Source organism: Peribacillus frigoritolerans, from assembly GCF_030676415.1.
Classification (GTDB): domain Bacteria; phylum Bacillota; class Bacilli; order Bacillales; family DSM-1321; genus Peribacillus; species Peribacillus frigoritolerans_A.
Genome location: NZ_JAUUTW010000009.1, coordinates 111,802 through 128,521, shown reverse-complemented (window position 1 = coordinate 128,521; position 16,720 = coordinate 111,802). Strand labels below are relative to the sequence as shown.

Sequence of the window (16,720 nt, the reverse complement as noted above, 5' to 3'; positions counted from 1 at the left end):
CCAGCCACCTATTTTATATTTTATTAAATTCCAAAGGGATTTAAGGGACGGCTTCCATGATAGGAAATGATGCTTTTCGTTTCCGTATAAAGATCAAGTGTCTCAATACAGAGTTCCCGCCCGAATCCTGACTGTTTATATCCTCCGAAAGGAGTTCCAGGAAATGCGGAGAATGGGCAATTCACCATGACGATTCCCGCTTCGATTTGATTTGCCACTCGAGTCGCACGCCCGCCATCCTTTGTCCATAGGGCTGAACCCAAACCGAATTCCGTATCATTCGCGAGTCTCACGGCTTCTTTTTCATCTTTGAATTTCATAATGACAACAACCGGTCCGAATATTTCCTCTTTCACTACATCCATTTCATGATTGACCTTTGCAATGACCGTCGGCTCATACCAATAACCGCTTTCGAAACCTTCAATAACCGCTGGTTTTCCTCCTGTCAGGATTTCCGCTCCATCAGCAATGGCAGATTGTACATAATTGTCGATGACATCCAATTGCCCTTGATCTATGACTGCACCGACATGTGTTTCTTTGTCGAGTGGATTGCCCAATTTCAATTTCTTCGTTTTTTCTACGAATCTGGCAACGAACTCATCGTATATGTCTTCGTGTACGTATAAACGGGATCTTGCCTCACAAGATTGTCCAGTATTGTAGAAAATGCCATATAAGGATCCATCGATAGCTGCTTCAAGGTCCGCATCTTCAAAGACAATATTCGGGGACTTTCCGCCAAGCTCCAATGTCACCCTTTTTAATGTCTGTGAAGCTTTGCCCATGAGGTCCCTGCCGATTGGCGTAGAACCTGTGAAGGCCACCTTATTCACTTTCGGATGCTCGACAAGGTAATTCCCTACGTCCGATCCAGGACCTGGAATGATATTGACCACTCCGGAAGGAACACCAGCTTCTAAACAGATTTCCCCTAATACAATGGCAGTCAGCGGCGTTAGAGAAGCTGGCTTAACAATGACTGAACAGCCAACTGCGATTGCAGGTGCAATTTTCCACGCTGCCATCATCATCGGGTAATTCCAAGGGATGATTTGAGCACAAACACCTACTGGCTCTTTTTCCGTATAGTTATGGAATTGACCAGGAACATTATTGACAGATCCGCGGTGTGCAACTAAAGCGCCTGCATAAAACTCGAAATCTTCAATTGCCTGCATGACTTGGCCTTGCGCTGCAGAAATGGATTTACCGCTGTTCAGGACCTCCAATTCAACCAATTCATTAAAGCGTGAACGCATGATTGCAGCAATTTTGTTCAATACACGAGACCGTTTATTAATCGGGGTCCTCTTCCATTTCCCGTTATCAAATGCTTCACGTGCAGCTTGAACAGCTTTTTCTGCATCTTCCTTGGTCGCCTTTGCAACCTTGGCAATGATTTCACCAGTTGCAGGATTGTACGCATCAATCGTGGTACCGTCAGAGCTTTCCACTCTTTCTCCATTAATGATCAGATGATAATAATCACGCTTCATTTCCGCTTTTTCAAATGCTGACTCCTGAACTTTAACCATGTAATCCCACTCCCTTTTCTATATTACTTGCCTATGAATTGAGCTTTCCTTTTTTCAGTGAATGCTGCCACTCCTTCAGCATAATCCATCGTTAAGCCAGCGATTCGCTGACCCTCCGCTTCTTCTTTTAAGTATTCTTCTAATGAAAGGTGATAGGATGCCTCTAGGTATCTTTTGATTAAGCCGATCGCTTTCGTTGGTTTGTTTGCGATATTCTCTGCAAAGGCTTTCAATTGCTCGTTCCATTCTTCCGCATCGATCACTTTTGTAGCGAGCCCGATATTTTTCGCTTCGGCTGCAGGAACCTTTTCCCCCAATAAAGATAATTCCAAGGCCTTCGCATGACCAACGATCCGCGAAAGGTAATACAGATTCCCCGAATCAGGTATCAACCCGATATTGACAAAAGCATTTAAAAAACTGGCTTTTTCAGAAACAAGCCGGAAATCGCATGCCAGCGCTAGGCTGAAACCAGCCCCTGCTGCCACTCCATTGACCGCTGCAATGATCGGCTTTTCACAGTTTGCTATTTGCTGCATCATCGGACCGTAGTCGTCGCGAAGCATCTGGCCTAAATTCATGCTTTCATCAACATCCGATAAATCCTGCCCCGAACAAAAGGCCCTGCCTTCCCCTGTAATGATAATGGCCCGCACTTCATCTGACCCCGCAGATATTTTGATCGCTTTCTGTATTTCCTTATTCATTTGGGACGTAAAGGCATTAAGTTTATCAGGACGGTTCAAAGTAAGCCAAGCCACTCCATTTTCAACCCTATATGTGATCGTTTCGTACATAGAGCACCCCTTATTCGCCTGTAAAATTCGGCTCTCTTTTTTCAACAAATGCTTTCATTCCTTCTTTTTGGTCCTCTGATGCAAAAAGAATATAGAAGTTCTTCCGTTCAAATTGCATGCCTTCATATAAGGGGTAATCAACGGCTTTATTGACGGATTCTTTAATCAGCCTTACAGCTAACGGAGGTTGCTTTGCTATCTTTCTAGCAAAATCAACCGTTTCTTCCATTAACAATTCAGAAGCAACGATCTTATTAATGAAACCATATTGCAAAGCTGTCTTTGCCTTTATCCTTTCAGCCGTCAATATCCATTCAAGTGCCTTCGTCTTGCCTACCAATTTCGTTAACCTTTGGGTTCCTCCTGCACCAGGCATGACCCCTAATGTCACTTCCGGAAAGGAAAACTGGGTATCGCTGGCGGCAATCAGGAAATCGCAGGATAAAGCAAGTTCAAAACCACCACCGAATACAAAACTTTTCACTGCACCAATCACAGGCTTCTTGACTAGGCTCATTCGGTCCCAATCGGCAAATTGGTTCGTTAACTCCATACTGATCGGATTGTCGTTCACCATCTCGTCAATATCAGCTCCAGCGGAAAATGCTTTTCCATTGCCCGATAGCAAGATCACCTTCACTTGTGGGTCCCGGTCGAACGCTTCCATGGTTGAAACTATTTCCCTGACCATTTTCCTGTTAAGGGCATTCAGTTGCTTCGGCCGATTTAAAAAGATATAACCAATGCCATCCCCGATTGACGTTTCAATGAATTGAAGCGCATTCATTTTATCTCTTCGCCTATCATCATCGTTACTAGTTTCCCAGCAAAGCCCATCAGGTCTTTCCCTGATGCTTTTCCTTCCGGGGAACGCATTCCTTGTTGCAGTGCATCGTGGTCTTCATAATACATTTCACATAGAATGTAATACTCAGAGTCTTTGCCCATTGGGGTCCCGACTATTTTAGTGACCTCCATTTTTTGAAGACCAGGAATTTTTTCCGTTATCGGACCATGTACATTGAAGTAGTGCTCATCGAATTCTTCCTTGTTTTCAGGTTGTTTGTATAGGGCGATTAATTTTACCATCTTATAGAACCTCCAATTTATTAAATCATTTTAATCATCGGTTTCATCGCTTCGAAAGGATTTTTGCATGCTTTGCAATATAAAATGCTGCGGCAGGCCGTTGGACCGAATATATTTTCCATCGTGACATATGTCGATTCACAATACGGGCAATCTACATGCCATGATCCATCTTTTTTCATTTGTCGAGGAGGAGGGGAGATTCCGAAAACCTTCAACCCAGCTTTCCCCTTTTCCGTAATTCGATCAGAGGTCCAGGAAGGGGAACGTAAAAATTCCACGCTTACATTTTTTACGGCAGGCAGCTGTTTTATGGCTGATTCCACATTTTTTTGAATGATGGACAATGCCGGGCACCCTAGAAAAGTTGGCAGCATTTTCACCGAAACGTCCGGGCCCGAAACCGTAACGTCTTCAACCATCCCTAAATCCAGAATACTGACTGTATCAATTTCGGGATCTTTAACGTCTTCCAGGAGCTTATATATTTCTTCTGTGTTTATCAGTACGGTCGACATGATACCCCTCCCCTTTTTCTATTGATTCACCATGAAGCCGCTTTATCGGTTGCGTACACTTCACTTAACGTTTCTAGCGCCTTTTCCAAATCTTCCGTATGCTGGCCATTGCGTCCATCACCTTGGGCCATTCCAATTTCAAGAGTTGTTGCTAAGCCTACACTTTCAAAGATAGGGGTGACAGCCTCTATCCATTTCTTCTGTAAGGCAGCTTCGCTTTCTATCAAGCCAAGCTCCACCATTTCTTCTCCATATTGTCCAAGTGAAAATACGCCAGCGAAATCCGGCATTGTTTTCTCAATCGCTGCTTTCATTCTCGAAACCGCTTCTTCGTGACCAGAACCCAGCAATTGGACGAACCATGTTTTCCAGTGCATCAAATGATAGTAAAGTTCCATCTGTACCTTTTGTGCCACTTCGGCAAGCGGTTCATATGAACTTGAATGAAGGGATTGAACCTTAATCGCTTTGGCTTGGGTATAAAAATAATTCCGCACTACCGCAAAAGCCCAATCATAATCCGGGTCTTTCAAATAGTACCCTGGACCATTGACCACTTCGAGGATGATCGCATTACGCCGTTCTTTAGCGGGACGGTCGTGAGCCAGTTTATCCGCATCCCCTTCACCGAGTTCATCGAGTAATTTATAAAATATGGCTGCATGCCCCATCGTATCTTGAGATATCGAGGAGGATGCAACATCTTCTTCGATATGCGGTGCGAGTCCCAGCCATTCCGAACCGCGATATGAATGGATGAAATCATCGTCCGCCAGTTGAAGCAGCAATTCCTTGATTGCGATGTTCTTCAATGGTTCATTCCTCATTTTTTACGCCTCCTGCCCAAGACATTATCTCTTTTTCATCGAGCATTCCCTGCTCATACTTCCGCCATTTTTTCTTTAAATACCCATACCCTTTTGTGGTTCGATAATCTTTATTATCAATACGTTGAAGCGTTTTCTTTTCCTCTATCGTCATTTTCCGTATATTCTGTCTTTTCACGACCCATATATCATCAACCGCTTCACGTCTCATGAAATTTTCTTGTGCCATCATGATGGCGATATCCTCATTGGGGGCCAGCAGGCTAAAGTGATATTGAACGGGTGAAGTTTGCGTTTTACGGCTAAAGACTTCAAATTCTTCAAAGTAATTTTCTTGTCTAGTTTCCATATCGTCCTTCCCCCTCCCTTAGATGACCTTTGGCGCTAACGCCTCACGTACCCATTTATTATTTTCATAAGAAGTTCTTCGAAGACTTAAGCGATCCTGCGAACGGGGCCCTTCATTTCTTGCGATGACCTTCAATTTCCCCCAATCGGGTTGTTGGTAAATCCATGTTTCAGATTCTTTATCAAATCTAAGCGTTTCATCTGGAATGGTAAAACCGAGTGAAAGGATCCGCTTCACATATTTAGACAAAAAGCCTTGGCGAAGCTCTTCATTCGTACTGGTTCTGATTCTGTACTTTATCGTTATATCCTGTTTGGATGAGCCCACTTCATTCTTACTGGGAGGTCCAAAGAAAAGTAACAAAGATTCCCACCAATAATTGATGGAGTCCTGAACCAATTTCCTTTGTTCTTCCGTTCCTTCAGCCAAAGCCATGATTATCGCTTCACCATGCTGGGCATGAAAAACTTCTTCCGCGCAAATCCTCTGTAAAGCTCGGGCATATGGTCCATATGAAGCGCCAAGCATATTCGTCTGGGAAATGATGGCTGCCCCATCAACCAGCCAGCCAATCAATCCTGCATCGCCCCAGGATTTGGCTTCCATATGGAAGACATTATGAAACTTTAAATCTCCTTTAAATAAATCTTGCATAAGGTCATCCCGTTTTTTGCTGTACGGCTTTAGCAAATCCTCGGCGACTCGAAGCAATAATTGCCCATGCCCCATTTCATCCTGCACCTTTGCCATGATTCCAAGTTTTCTATTTAAGGTCGGGGCTTTAGGTACCCATTCCTTTTCTGGAAGCGCCCCCATGATTTCACTGATGCCATGCATCGATATTAACTTGATGAGGGTGCCCCGATAATCTTCCGGCATCCAATCATCCGCTTCTATCTTTTCCCCAGATTCGATTCTGGCAATAAATTGGTTCAGTTTTTCTTGTTCTGCCATATCATTTAAAAGAACGTTCATTCAAATCACCTCTTTTTCGTATTATATAACGTTTATATAACGTTATTATATTTTACTGTTATATTTATTGCAAGACTATTCCGTCTTTTTTCAAAATAAAAGGAAATTATCTAGTGTTTTACGATTCTTTTATTCAACTAAAACCTTAAACGGCGAAGCTTCCACTTTAATTGACTCTGTTGGGCAGCCTTCCATTGCATCGTCCAGATCATCAAATAAATCTTCCGCGACCTCTGCAGTTCCTTCATTCCCATCCTGGATTACAAATGCCACTCCCTCATCATTGTAATCAAAGATTTCCGGTGCAGCGGCACCGCACGCACCGCAAGCAATGCAAGTTTCTTGATCCACAATTGTATATTTAGCCATGATGCCTTCCTCCTTCCCCTATTTCATGATTGGTTCTTTCTTCTCTTCCATTAAACTTGTGCTATGAAGGGGCTGCACTTTTGAAGATGGATCGATGAATACTTTTGCATTGCTGATTGCAGTAGGTGCTTCTCCAAACCCACTAGCTATCAACTTTACTTTCCCTTCGTAAGTGCAGATGTCCCCGGCGGCATAAATGCCCGGAATGTTCGTTTCCATTCTTGAATTAACGACAATCGCATTTTTTTCAATATCCAGATTCCAGTCTTTAATCGGACCCAAAGAAGAGATAAACCCATAATTAACCAAGACTGCATCCGCTTTATGGATCGCTTCTTCCCCGTTATTCACGTTTTCGAGCACCACATGTTCAATTTCTTCTGCTCCACGTAATTCAATCGGTATATAAGGAGTCATGATCTCAACGTCAGAGTTCGTAAGGTTTTCAACGCTATGTTCATGAGCACGGAATTTCCCCCGCCGGTGTGCAATCGTTACACGATTTGCGATAGGCTCGAGCATTAAAGCCCAATCGACGGCAGAATCACCGCCTCCAAAAACAATAACGTCCTTTTCCATGAACGAATTTAGGTCATCTACAAAATAATGAAGATTTTTACCTTGGAACTTTTCTTCCGTATCAATTTTTAATTTTCTCGGGTGAAAAGCACCATTGCCCGCCGTGATGATGATCGTTCTTGAATAGTGGACTTCTTTATTTGTAGTGAGTTTAAAAATTCCATCCTTCTGCTTTTCGACCGTTTCTACCGCCTGCTCTAAACAAACCTCTTGTTTAAACGCTTTCATTTGTTCTTTTAAATTATTCACCAGCTCTTGTGCCCTCACTTTCGGGAATCCGGCAACATCATAAATATACTTCTCCGGATATAACGCTGATAATTGACCTCCAAGCTGTGGCAAACTTTCAATGATTTTGACAGACAATTGCCTCATGCCGCCATAAAAAGCTGTAAATAGCCCAACTGGGCCTCCGCCAATAATCGTGACATCGACTACATTTTCTTGTTCGCTCATCCGGCATCCTCCTTTCCAGCCAGTTATAAATTAATCACTTCATCTTTCCGCTTATCAACGACACGTATGGCTTTTCCTTCTGAACGCGGAATGCTTTTTGGAATGTTGACAACAATATCCATCGTTACAAGACATGTGGACTTCATTTGATGCTGAATCTTTTTCCTTAATATCTCTACATTTCCATGCGTTAAGTCTTCTTCAATCTCTTTGTAGAAACCGCTTTCAATTTCGATGTGCAGTTCAACACTATCCATTTTCCCCTTCTTAACGAGATGAATCTGATAATGAGGCACGATTCCCTCCATTTGGAATAACACACGCTCAATTTCTGAAGGAAATACATTCACTCCCCTGACAATGATCATATCATCCGTTCTGCCTTTAACACGGGACATTCTTGTTGTGGTACGTCCGCATTTACAAGGTTCATGGGTAATGGAGGCGATATCACCCGTACGATAACGAATGATTGGAAGCGCTTCCTTTGTAAGGCTGGTAAAGACTAGTTCCCCATCTTTGCCGTCCTCAACTGATTCAAGCGTATCGGGGTTAATGACCTCAACAAGGAAATGGTCTTCTGCGATATGCAATCCATCCTGTGCTTCACGGCATTCTATCGCAACTCCTGGCCCCATGATTTCACTTAGTCCGTAAATATCGATCGCTTTCAAATTCAGTTTCCTCTCAAGGGTCGCTCTCATTTCCTCTGACCACGGCTCAGCTCCGAAAATCCCATACTCAAGCCCATTTTTAGCTGGGTCAATCCCCATCTCTTCCATCTTTTCAGCAATATTCAAAATATAAGAAGGGGTTCCACAAATGCCGCGCGGTTTAAAATCATTGATGATCGTAATCTGGCGATCGGTATTCCCCCCTGAAATTGGTACGGTGGCAACCCCTAGCTTTTCTGCACCGCAATGGAGACCCAGTCCGCCTGTAAACAGACCATACCCATATGCGTTATGGAAAATATCCGACTTCCGACCTCCTGCCGCTACAATTCCACGTGCGACGATCGTTGCCCAGTTTTCCAAATCGTTTTTCGTATACCCGACAATGGTAGGCTTTCCGCTTGTTCCGGATGAACCATGAATGCGTGTCACATCCTCCATTGGAACGGCGAATAAACCGAACGGATACTGATCACGAAGAGTCTGTTTTTTTGTAAATGGAAGCTTTGTCACATCGTTTAGAGTTTGAATATCTTCTGGATCAAGGCCCATCTCTTCAAATTTTCCTCTGTAATAAGGTACATTTTCATATACATGGCTTATCGTTTTTTTAAGGCGTGCCATTTGTAAACTTTCCATTTCAGCACGCGTAGCCGTTTCAACTTCCGGATTGTACATTGTTTCAGTCCCCCTCATTTGGTCCCATAGGATTTCACGTTCATAACGGTAATTATACGGAAATCAAATTATTGTTATGCTTAGTTTTAAGATTAATACGTCATTTATACATTGTCAATCATGATTTTTTGAATTCTACAAAAATGACAGAATAAACAAAAAAACCAAAGTTTTAATTTACTAAATTTTCTGACTATGTTAACTTTAGCATTGACATATCTTTTTATCTAACGCCCGTTTTAAAAACGTTCTATAATATAAAGGGGGATTATAATGGAAAAACCGGTTAAAATGGGCCTTTCACCTAAAGGTCATGACAGCGGAAACAATTATCGTCAATTAATTGAAACGGAAGAATTCAAAGATCTGCTTCAAAAGAAAAAAGCTTTCGTCGTACCTGTCACTCTTTTCTTTCTTGCCTTTTATTTTGTTCTGCCTATTTTAGCTGCTTACACAGAAGTACTGAAAGGTGAAGCCTTTTTCAATATTACTTGGGCTTGGGTATATGCACTTCTCCAATTCGCTGTCGTATGGATAGGAGGAATTGTCTATATAAAAAAATCAGCGAAGTACGACAAGATGGCTAAGAATATCTTGAATAAATATCAGAAGGAGCTTGGCGAATGAGCATTTTATCCCTTACGCTTTTTTTAGGCATCATTTTGTTAACGCTTACAATAACCTATTACTCTTCAAAAAAAACGAAAAATGCCAGTGATTTTTATACTGCCGGCGGCGGATTGACAGCATGGCAAAATGGATTGGCCGTAGCCGGTGACTTTATGTCAGCCGCTTCTTTCCTGGGAATTACAGGCGCGATCGCGCTGATTGGTTTTGATGGCTTTTATATGAGCATCGGGAACCTTGTTGCATTTCTTGTCTTACTGTATCTTGTTTCGGAACCACTTCGAAATTTAGGTAAATTTACGCTGGCAGACATGATATCAGCTCGCTTTAAATCAAAAAAGGTGCGTGGGATTGCTGCGGCTAATACACTTGTCATTTCAATCTTTTACATGATTGCTCAACTTGTTGGTGCAGGAGGATTAATTAAACTGTTGCTCGGCATCGATTATTGGATATCCGTACTTCTTGTCGGTGTATTGATGACGATTTATGTAATTTTCGGCGGGATGAGAGCGACAAGCTGGGTGCAGATCACCAAAGCGGTTCTTTTACTATGCGGTTCCGCTGTGTTGACGTTCATCGTATTTTCCCGTTTTAATTTCAACATTTCAGAGATGTTCCATCATGTCCAAAACGCAACACCTCTTGGAAATGATTTTTTGAATCCTGGAAATAAATACACCGATGGACTTGACATGATTTCATTCAATATGTCGCTTGTACTTGGAGCAGCGGGCCTTCCGCATTTGCTCGTCCGCTTCTTTACAGTGAAGGATGCGGCTACTGCAAGGAAATCCGTCGTATATTCCACATGGTTTATAGGGATATTTTTCATCATGACGATTTTCCTTGGTTTCGGTGCTGCCGCTTTCGTCGGTTTTGACCGGATCGTCGAAGCAAACTCGGCCGGAAACATGGCCGCGCCCCTGCTTGCATTAACCGTGGGCGGTGAATTTTTATTCGCTTTCGTATCCGCTGTGGCATTTGCCACGATATTAGCGGTTGTATCCGGACTTGTTTTAACGTCGGCATCCGCTTTTGCACATGACATATACGGTGAAATCATCAAAGACGGGAATATTACGGAAAAAAAGCAAATTCTCGTTGCCCGTATAGCTTCGGTCGGCGTAGCGGTCATTTCGATTTTACTTGCTTTATTTGCTCAATCAATGAATGTCGCTTTTCTTTCAGTCCTTGCGCTTGGAATTGCTGCCAGTGCCAATTTACCGATCATCCTTTGCACAATATATTGGAAACGCTTCAACGCAACCGGAGCGATCACAGGAATGTTATTCGGGTTACTCAGCTCCATCATACTGGTCATGCTCAGTCCTAATGTATGGAATCCGGAACCTGGAATGGGGATTTTCACAGGCGATCCCCTCTTCACGATGAGCAACCCGACCATTTTCACCGTGCCGCTCGGCTTTATTGGAGCTTATTTAGGCACAATCTTGTCAAAGGCAAAAGATGAGGAAAACAGTTTTGCTGAAGTACTGTTCAAATCAAACACCGGATATGGGATAAGTTCAGCAAAAGACCATTAAGGAGGGGGATTTTCATGACCACACATTTAGATCAGGATATTCACGAATTGCATTATGATCAAATCAAACAAGTACTGGTCGAAGAACCATATGCTTCTTTCCTCGGGATGAGATTGACGAAACTCGGTCCCGGCACAGCTGAAGCAGAATTGATTCCAAGTGACCACATGCTCAATGCACACGGAACGGTTCATGGTGCCATTATCTTTTCACTTGCTGATTACGTGTTCGCAGCAGCCAGCAATTCCTATGGCAAAATAGCGGTTGGCGTTTCAAACAACATCAATTTCTTATCAGCTGGCAAACGGGGTGAGACTTTAACTGCCAGAGCGGAAGAGATCAAGAAAAACCATAAACTGGCATGGTATAAAATAGACGTGTTAAATGAAAGGGAATTGATTGCAACCATGGAAGCGATGGTATACAGGAAAAATCAATATTTCGTAGGCGAAGTTGAATAAGTAACGTTTGAAACCGGACAAGCAATCCATTTGTCCGGTTTCCTTCCCCTTGATTTTCCAAGGATACATACGCAGACATAAAAAAAAGGAGGATTCCCGATTTGGAATCCCCCTCCCCTATTTTAAACCCTTCTTCTAGTTATTGACCGCAATACTGGAATCTATCACTTTTAACCACTCCCCACGCCCCTTTCACTTATCCCATCCGGCTGATAAACGATTTTCCCTCTATGCCTTCCCAATGATTACGGCCAGATTCGCTGAAATGCACATGGACATCAATTAATCAAAGAAATCCTCGTGATGCTACCATTTTCTCCTTCTCTCCTTCATATACATCCAGCGCAGCCTGCAAAGCCTCTCCCCGATTAACTTGGAACCCCTGGCGCAAAAGGACAGCTTCCAAGGAGGCCAATACAAACAGGATGTTTTCTTTCCTGCAACTGAATCCCATGGTCCCGATCCTCCAGATTTCCCCGTGAAGCGGACCAAATGAGGAAGCGATTTCGATACCAAATTCATTCAACAGCATGGCTCTTACGGCTTCACCATCGATTCCTTTTGGAATTTCGATGCAAGTTACACACGGAAGTTTGTTTTTCCCATCCCCGAATAACGTAAGTCCCATTGCCTTGATCCCTTCAATGAGAGCAGCTTCGTGAAGTTCATGACGGGCAAAGCGCGTTTCCAGACCTTCTTCAAGCACAAGACGTAATCCTTCACGTAACGCATAAATCATGGAAGTCGCTTCCGTATGGTGATTCAAACGGCGCGGCCCCCAATAATCCTGCAGCATGCTTAAATCGAAATAATTACTGGTGATCGGACTGCTGAGCGAAACCTTTTGGTTGTCTTCATCCGTCGCAATACCACCTTCCACCTTTTTGCGGGACTGGATGATTTCTTCTATTCGCTCATTATACGTAATCGGAGCCATACCGGAAGGAACGGACAAGCATTTTTGTGTCCCTCCTATCAATCCATCAATACACCATTCATCCACCTTAACATCAGTGCCCCCGATGGAGGCAACCGCATCCACCACAAGCAGGACACCCAATTCACGGCAGGCCCACCCGATTTCCTTCAAAGGCTGCATACAACCAGTGGAGGTTTCCCCATGGACGATTGCTGTTATTTTAGGGGAGACTTTCTTGATTTCCGCAATGACTGCTTGCGGTTCGAACACTTCTCCCCAAGGACATTCCAACGTATGGACTTCAGCTCCGTATCGCTCACAGATTTCCACCAATAAATGACCGAACCTTCCGAATATAGGAACCAGGACTTTATCTCCCGGCTCAATGATACTGCATAGAATCGCTTCATTACCGGATCTTGAGGTGCCATCAATCGGGAACGCCCATTTATTTTTCGTTTGAAAAACTAGACGCAGCATTTCCATCACTTCATTCATGATAGTGGTGAATGCAGGATCGAATTGCCCTAATATCGGTGTGCTCATCGCCCTTAAAACACGCGGGTCAACTTCGACCGGTCCTGGTGTCATGATCGTTCTCATCGGTGCATTCAATTCTGAATATGCCATTTTAACCAACTCCTTCAATAGGCTAATTTATAAAGTGTGTCACTTAAACCTTCGATTCCCTTTTCCATATCCGCAACACTCGTAAACTCCTAAGGTGAATGGCTGATGCCCCCCTTTCTTGGAACGAACAGCAAGCAAGCCGGACAAAACGAACCAAATACCTGTGCATCATGGCCGGCTCCGCTGACCATATCTGGGTATGATATATTCTTCTCTTAAGCTACCTTTCCGACAAGGCGATTCATTTCCCAATCCATCGCAACAGGTTTGACATCCATCCATTGTGAAACCCTACAGCTTCATTTCCGCTTTCTTTGGCAAGGAATCGAAAGTCGAAAAGATGTCCTTACAAACCTTTCAAGAACCTCTTCCTCGTGATGACATTCGGAACATTGAATTCCGAAGCCAAACCGACAGCATCCTTCCTGTATGCATGGGAGTGGTGCCCGCATGATCACTCTCACCAATGATTTTCACCGTATAACGGCGCTGCCCGACAATAGGCTGACGACCCCATATCCGCCGTCATATTCCCTCCATCCTTGACCGAGTCTATTTGACCGGTGTGGTCCGTTTACTCAAGCCTGCCAAACAAGTTGCCAATACTATAAAAATATGTAATAAGGTTTTCTTTTTCCATCTCAGCTTTCATTTCCTGCTGAGCGCTCATCCATTCCTTGGAATATAATAACCCGGTCAACCCATTACTCTCTGTTGCCCCGAAAGATGCTAACCATTCTATCATCGAACGCACCATCATCCTTTTCATCGATCAATTTTCCGTTTTGATTGACCATTACATCGCTTCCCTTCACAATACCCATTCACGTTATGAATATTCACAAAATTTATGTCATCTATTATTTTACTTGCTTTCGCATTTAACTTCATTGACAATTCTGTTAGTATTTCGGTGTTTTTTTGTGCAAAATAACCAACTGAAAGCAAACCAATCATATACAGATTTCTATGATCAAATGAATTGGTACTTATTGTTATAGTTAGCTCCTTATCATATTTCACTGGTATTTTTTGATAAATTAAGATACTAGTTCTACTTATGCCGTCCAAATTAACTTCTGATGGTCTGCAAAACTAAAAAGATGATGTCAATTCTTGTTACATCTAATTCATATATGTCTACTTAGCTTCTTCTTTTTATAAAGAATTAGACCAAAATGGGGAACAAGTAATCTTGATCACTTGTTCCCCATTTTATCGAATAATCACTTATTTTATTCCGATGCCCCGCATGAATTTACTAGTAGAAGTTAAGTTATGACACTACGCTAAGCTTCATGAATTTAATAACATTGCATCCTGGTTGGTCTGAATGCCCCAGAAATCACTTATTGTTACAACTTATTTTTCTTCGCTTCAATGCGTCGTCGATGCAGGATTGGCTCAGTATACCCACTTGGTTGGTTATAGCCTTGAAACACTAGGTCGCATGCCGCTTGAAACGCCACTGAGCTGTCGAAATTTCCCGCGATACATTGATATGCTGAATCTCCACTGTTTTGTTCATCCACTACTTTAGCCATTCGTTGTAAAGTCTCCAAAACCTGTCCTTTTGTACAAATTCCGTGGTGTAGCCAGTTAGCGATATGCTGACTCGAAATTCTTAGTGTGGCACGGTCTTCCATCAACCCTACATTGTTGATATCTGGTACTTTAGAACAACCAATTCCTTGTTCTACCCAACGTACAACATAACCGAGGATACCTTGAGCATTGTTATCTAGCTCTTCCTGAATTTCTTCCGGACTCCATTCGGGGTTTTGAGCCACTGGGATTTCTAAAATATCATCACGTAAATTTACTGGATTCTTTTTCAACTCATCTTGTACCTTTTTTACATCCACTTGATGATAATGAAGAGCATGCAATGTCGCTGCAGTTGGTGAAGGCACCCATGATGTATTCGCCCCTGCTTTCAGATGGCCAATCTTTTGCGTTAGCATTTCCGCCATCATATCAGGTATTGCCCACATTCCTTTACCAATTTGAGCTCGACCTTGAAAACCGGTTGCCAGACCTACAATGACATTCGATTTTTCATAACCTTGTAGCCATTTTGATCCTTTCATGTTATTTTTGAGGATCATAGGTCCGGCTTCCATTGAAGTATGAATTTCGTCTCCCGTTCGATCTAGGAACCCGGTATTAATAAATGCCACTCTTTCTTTAACTTGGCGGATACAAGCTTTCAAGTTCAATGAAGTTCGACGTTCTTCGTCCATAACACCAATTTTCAATGTATTTCGCCGTAGACCAAGCATGTCTTCCACACGATCAAAGAGTTCATTGGCAAAAGCCACCTCTTCGGATCCATGCATTTTGGGCTTTACGATATAAACTGATCCTTTAGATGAATTTTGATATTTACCATTCCCCAACAGGGAATGTTTGGCAAGTAAACTAGTTATGACTGTATCCATAATCCCTTCAGGAATCTCCTCACCATTTGCATCTAGGACTGCGTTTGTGGTCATTAAGTGTCCCACGTTACGGACAAACATAAGTGAACGACCAGGCAAAGAGAAATCTTCTCCATCTGGTGCTCTGTATAAACGATCCGGGTTCATTGTACGTGTCATCATTTTATTATCCTTTTTGAAAGTTACAGTCAGATCACCTCTCATAAGACCTAACCAATTTCGATATACCAGGACTTTATCATCAGCATCCACTGCGGCAACAGAATCCTCACAATCCATAATGGTCGTAAGGGTAGATTCCATTAGAATGTCCTTAACGCCTGCTTTATCTATTTTACCGATCGGGTGACTTCTATCAATCTGAATTTCAAAATGCAACCCATTATTTTTTAATAAAATAGCCGATGGCTTTTCATATTCACCTTGATTGCCAACTAGCTTAGATTCCTCTACTAAACTCGTAATTTCTCCATCTTTGAGTGTAACAGCTAATTTCCCATCTACTACTGCATATTTCACAGCGTCTTTATGTGAATGATCCTTTAAAGGAGTTACTTGATCAAGAAAATCCTTTGCAAATGAAATGACTTCTCCACCGCGTACTTCATTGTAGCTCCCTTCTCGGTAGGCTCCTTTTTTTTCGCTAATAACATCTGTTCCATAAAGGGCATTATAAAGGCTTCCCCACCTTGCATTAGAAGCGTTAATAGCATAACGAGCATTATCAACCGGGACAACTAGCTGCGGCCCAGCTTGGAAGGCTATTTCATCATCTACCCCTTCTGTCGTAATATGAAAGTCTTCTCCTTCAGGTTCGAGATAGCCAATTTCTTGTAAAAATGATTTATATTTAGCAAAGTCCCTCTCTTTATTTTCTCTGTGCCATCTATTGATTTTGGTTTGAATTTCATCACGGCGAGCTAACATTTTTTTGTTTTTTGGAGACATGTCATGTACCAATTTTTCAAAATCAACCCAAAATTGTTCCTGATTCAGTTCGCTTCCAGGTAGCCCATCTTTATTGATAAATTCAAAAAGTACCGGAGCCACTTGAAGATTACCTATTTTCACATATTCTCCCATGTTGTATTCCTCCTTTAAAAATTAGTTTGACTCCCGGCATACGCCGAAAAGAATATAAACCAGGGAATCTCTCCTACCTTTGAACGGGTTCAATACTTAATTTGTTATCGATTAATCAAGTTCTCAATTTATTGTTTTGTTTTCTTATAATCAATTTCAA

17 protein-coding genes are annotated in these 16,720 nt (G+C 42.5%); 3 read left to right on the top strand and 14 right to left on the bottom strand.

Translation table 11 applies throughout. The features are described from left to right. Positions 1 to 23 precede the first annotated feature (23 nt). The 11 genes from Q8G36_RS11340 to Q8G36_RS11290 all read right to left on the bottom strand — a co-directional run bounded on the left by Q8G36_RS11340 (position 24) and on the right by Q8G36_RS11290 (position 8,852). On the bottom strand, positions 24 to 1,541 hold the full coding sequence (locus Q8G36_RS11340; RefSeq protein ID WP_305160263.1) for an aldehyde dehydrogenase family protein: 1,518 nt from the start codon (positions 1,539 to 1,541) through the stop codon (positions 24 to 26). A gap of 23 nt (positions 1,542 to 1,564) precedes the next feature. Further along, on the bottom strand, positions 1,565 to 2,338 hold the full coding sequence (locus Q8G36_RS11335) for an enoyl-CoA hydratase-related protein (protein WP_305160262.1): 774 nt from the start codon (positions 2,336 to 2,338) through the stop codon (positions 1,565 to 1,567). Between the two features lie 10 nt (positions 2,339 to 2,348). Further along, positions 2,349 to 3,125, bottom strand: a complete 777-nt coding sequence (locus tag Q8G36_RS11330) for an enoyl-CoA hydratase/isomerase family protein (RefSeq protein WP_305160261.1) — start codon at positions 3,123 to 3,125, stop codon at positions 2,349 to 2,351. Continuing rightward, positions 3,122 to 3,427, bottom strand: a complete 306-nt coding sequence (locus Q8G36_RS11325) for an EthD family reductase (protein WP_034314904.1) — start codon at positions 3,425 to 3,427, stop codon at positions 3,122 to 3,124. The genes Q8G36_RS11330 and Q8G36_RS11325 overlap by 4 nt, the downstream gene beginning before the upstream one ends. A gap of 20 nt (positions 3,428 to 3,447) precedes the next feature. Further along, positions 3,448 to 3,945 carry a 1,2-phenylacetyl-CoA epoxidase subunit PaaD gene (paaD, locus tag Q8G36_RS11320; RefSeq protein WP_305160259.1) on the bottom strand — a complete coding sequence of 166 codons (498 nt, stop codon included), beginning with the start codon at positions 3,943 to 3,945 and terminating at the stop codon, positions 3,448 to 3,450. Positions 3,946 to 3,971: 26 nt separating this feature from the next. Beyond that, positions 3,972 to 4,772 carry a 1,2-phenylacetyl-CoA epoxidase subunit PaaC gene (paaC, locus tag Q8G36_RS11315; protein ID WP_305160258.1) on the bottom strand — a complete coding sequence of 267 codons (801 nt, stop codon included), beginning with the start codon at positions 4,770 to 4,772 and terminating at the stop codon, positions 3,972 to 3,974. Then, positions 4,762 to 5,121, bottom strand: coding sequence for a 1,2-phenylacetyl-CoA epoxidase subunit PaaB (gene paaB, locus Q8G36_RS11310; RefSeq protein ID WP_061461908.1), 360 nt, complete (start codon positions 5,119 to 5,121; stop codon positions 4,762 to 4,764). The genes paaC and paaB overlap by 11 nt, the downstream gene beginning before the upstream one ends. 18 nt (positions 5,122 to 5,139) lie before the next feature. Further along, entirely contained in the window at positions 5,140 to 6,096 is a 957-nt protein-coding gene (gene paaA / locus Q8G36_RS11305; RefSeq protein ID WP_305160257.1) for a 1,2-phenylacetyl-CoA epoxidase subunit PaaA, read from the bottom strand. 129 nt (positions 6,097 to 6,225) lie between these two features. Then, a complete protein-coding gene (locus tag Q8G36_RS11300; RefSeq protein WP_305160256.1) occupies positions 6,226 to 6,465 on the bottom strand; it encodes a ferredoxin in 240 nt (79 codons plus the stop codon). 18 nt (positions 6,466 to 6,483) lie between these two features. Continuing rightward, positions 6,484 to 7,500, bottom strand: a complete 1,017-nt coding sequence (locus Q8G36_RS11295) for an NAD(P)/FAD-dependent oxidoreductase (protein WP_305160255.1) — start codon at positions 7,498 to 7,500, stop codon at positions 6,484 to 6,486. A gap of 23 nt (positions 7,501 to 7,523) precedes the next feature. After that, complete coding sequence (locus tag Q8G36_RS11290; protein ID WP_305160254.1) at positions 7,524 to 8,852, bottom strand: phenylacetate--CoA ligase family protein; 1,329 nt, start codon at positions 8,850 to 8,852, stop codon at positions 7,524 to 7,526. Positions 8,853 to 9,125: 273 nt separating this feature from the next. On the opposite strand from Q8G36_RS11290, the gene Q8G36_RS11285 reads away from it, so the two are divergent. The 3 genes from Q8G36_RS11285 to Q8G36_RS11275 are packed head-to-tail and all read left to right on the top strand — an operon-like array spanning position 9,126 to position 11,487. Continuing rightward, entirely contained in the window at positions 9,126 to 9,479 is a 354-nt protein-coding gene (locus Q8G36_RS11285; RefSeq protein ID WP_305160253.1) for a DUF485 domain-containing protein, read from the top strand. Beyond that, positions 9,476 to 11,026 carry a solute symporter family protein gene (locus Q8G36_RS11280; protein WP_305160252.1) on the top strand — a complete coding sequence of 517 codons (1,551 nt, stop codon included), beginning with the start codon at positions 9,476 to 9,478 and terminating at the stop codon, positions 11,024 to 11,026. Before Q8G36_RS11285 ends, Q8G36_RS11280 begins: the two co-directional genes overlap by 4 nt. 14 nt (positions 11,027 to 11,040) lie before the next feature. Continuing rightward, the gene (locus Q8G36_RS11275) at positions 11,041 to 11,487 is read left to right on the top strand and encodes a PaaI family thioesterase (protein ID WP_305160251.1); all 447 of its coding nucleotides are present in this window, start codon (positions 11,041 to 11,043) and stop codon (positions 11,485 to 11,487) included. Positions 11,488 to 11,773: 286 nt separating this feature from the next. Here the strand turns inward: Q8G36_RS11275 and Q8G36_RS11270 are convergent, their stop codons facing one another. From Q8G36_RS11270 to Q8G36_RS11260, 3 genes are all read right to left on the bottom strand, one after another. Further along, on the bottom strand, positions 11,774 to 13,036 hold the full coding sequence (locus Q8G36_RS11270) for a pyridoxal-phosphate-dependent aminotransferase family protein (RefSeq protein WP_305160250.1): 1,263 nt from the start codon (positions 13,034 to 13,036) through the stop codon (positions 11,774 to 11,776). A 574-nt stretch (positions 13,037 to 13,610) separates the two neighbouring features. Beyond that, on the bottom strand, positions 13,611 to 13,805 hold the full coding sequence (locus Q8G36_RS11265) for a hypothetical protein (RefSeq protein WP_305160249.1): 195 nt from the start codon (positions 13,803 to 13,805) through the stop codon (positions 13,611 to 13,613). Positions 13,806 to 14,391: 586 nt separating this feature from the next. Beyond that, the gene (locus Q8G36_RS11260; protein ID WP_305160248.1) at positions 14,392 to 16,560 is read right to left on the bottom strand and encodes a malate synthase G; all 2,169 of its coding nucleotides are present in this window, start codon (positions 16,558 to 16,560) and stop codon (positions 14,392 to 14,394) included. Between the last annotated feature and the right edge of the window lie 160 nt (positions 16,561 to 16,720).

Excerpts from the sequence above, each read along its gene's own strand:
- Q8G36_RS11275 (WP_305160251.1), top strand. The coding sequence starts at position 11,041 with ATGACCACACATTTAGATCAGGATATTCACGAATTGCATTATGATCAA.
- Q8G36_RS11265 (WP_305160249.1), bottom strand. The coding sequence starts at position 13,805 with ATGAAAAGGATGATGGTGCGTTCGATGATAGAATGGTTAGCATCTTTC.
- Q8G36_RS11290 (WP_305160254.1), bottom strand. The coding sequence starts at position 8,852 with ATGTACAATCCGGAAGTTGAAACGGCTACGCGTGCTGAAATGGAAAGT.
- Q8G36_RS11325 (WP_034314904.1), bottom strand. The coding sequence starts at position 3,427 with ATGGTAAAATTAATCGCCCTATACAAACAACCTGAAAACAAGGAAGAA.
- Q8G36_RS11340 (WP_305160263.1), bottom strand. The coding sequence starts at position 1,541 with ATGGTTAAAGTTCAGGAGTCAGCATTTGAAAAAGCGGAAATGAAGCGT.
- Q8G36_RS11330 (WP_305160261.1), bottom strand. The coding sequence starts at position 3,125 with ATGAATGCGCTTCAATTCATTGAAACGTCAATCGGGGATGGCATTGGT.
- paaB (WP_061461908.1), bottom strand. The coding sequence starts at position 5,121 with ATGGAAACTAGACAAGAAAATTACTTTGAAGAATTTGAAGTCTTTAGC.
- paaD (WP_305160259.1), bottom strand. The coding sequence starts at position 3,945 with ATGTCGACCGTACTGATAAACACAGAAGAAATATATAAGCTCCTGGAA.
- Q8G36_RS11260 (WP_305160248.1), bottom strand. The coding sequence starts at position 16,560 with ATGGGAGAATATGTGAAAATAGGTAATCTTCAAGTGGCTCCGGTACTT.
- Q8G36_RS11285 (WP_305160253.1), top strand. The coding sequence starts at position 9,126 with ATGGAAAAACCGGTTAAAATGGGCCTTTCACCTAAAGGTCATGACAGC.
- paaC (WP_305160258.1), bottom strand. The coding sequence starts at position 4,772 with ATGAGGAATGAACCATTGAAGAACATCGCAATCAAGGAATTGCTGCTT.
- paaA (WP_305160257.1), bottom strand. The coding sequence starts at position 6,096 with ATGAACGTTCTTTTAAATGATATGGCAGAACAAGAAAAACTGAACCAA.
- Q8G36_RS11300 (WP_305160256.1), bottom strand. The coding sequence starts at position 6,465 with ATGGCTAAATATACAATTGTGGATCAAGAAACTTGCATTGCTTGCGGT.
- Q8G36_RS11295 (WP_305160255.1), bottom strand. The coding sequence starts at position 7,500 with ATGAGCGAACAAGAAAATGTAGTCGATGTCACGATTATTGGCGGAGGC.
- Q8G36_RS11280 (WP_305160252.1), top strand. The coding sequence starts at position 9,476 with ATGAGCATTTTATCCCTTACGCTTTTTTTAGGCATCATTTTGTTAACG.
- Q8G36_RS11335 (WP_305160262.1), bottom strand. The coding sequence starts at position 2,338 with ATGTACGAAACGATCACATATAGGGTTGAAAATGGAGTGGCTTGGCTT.
- Q8G36_RS11270 (WP_305160250.1), bottom strand. The coding sequence starts at position 13,036 with ATGGCATATTCAGAATTGAATGCACCGATGAGAACGATCATGACACCA.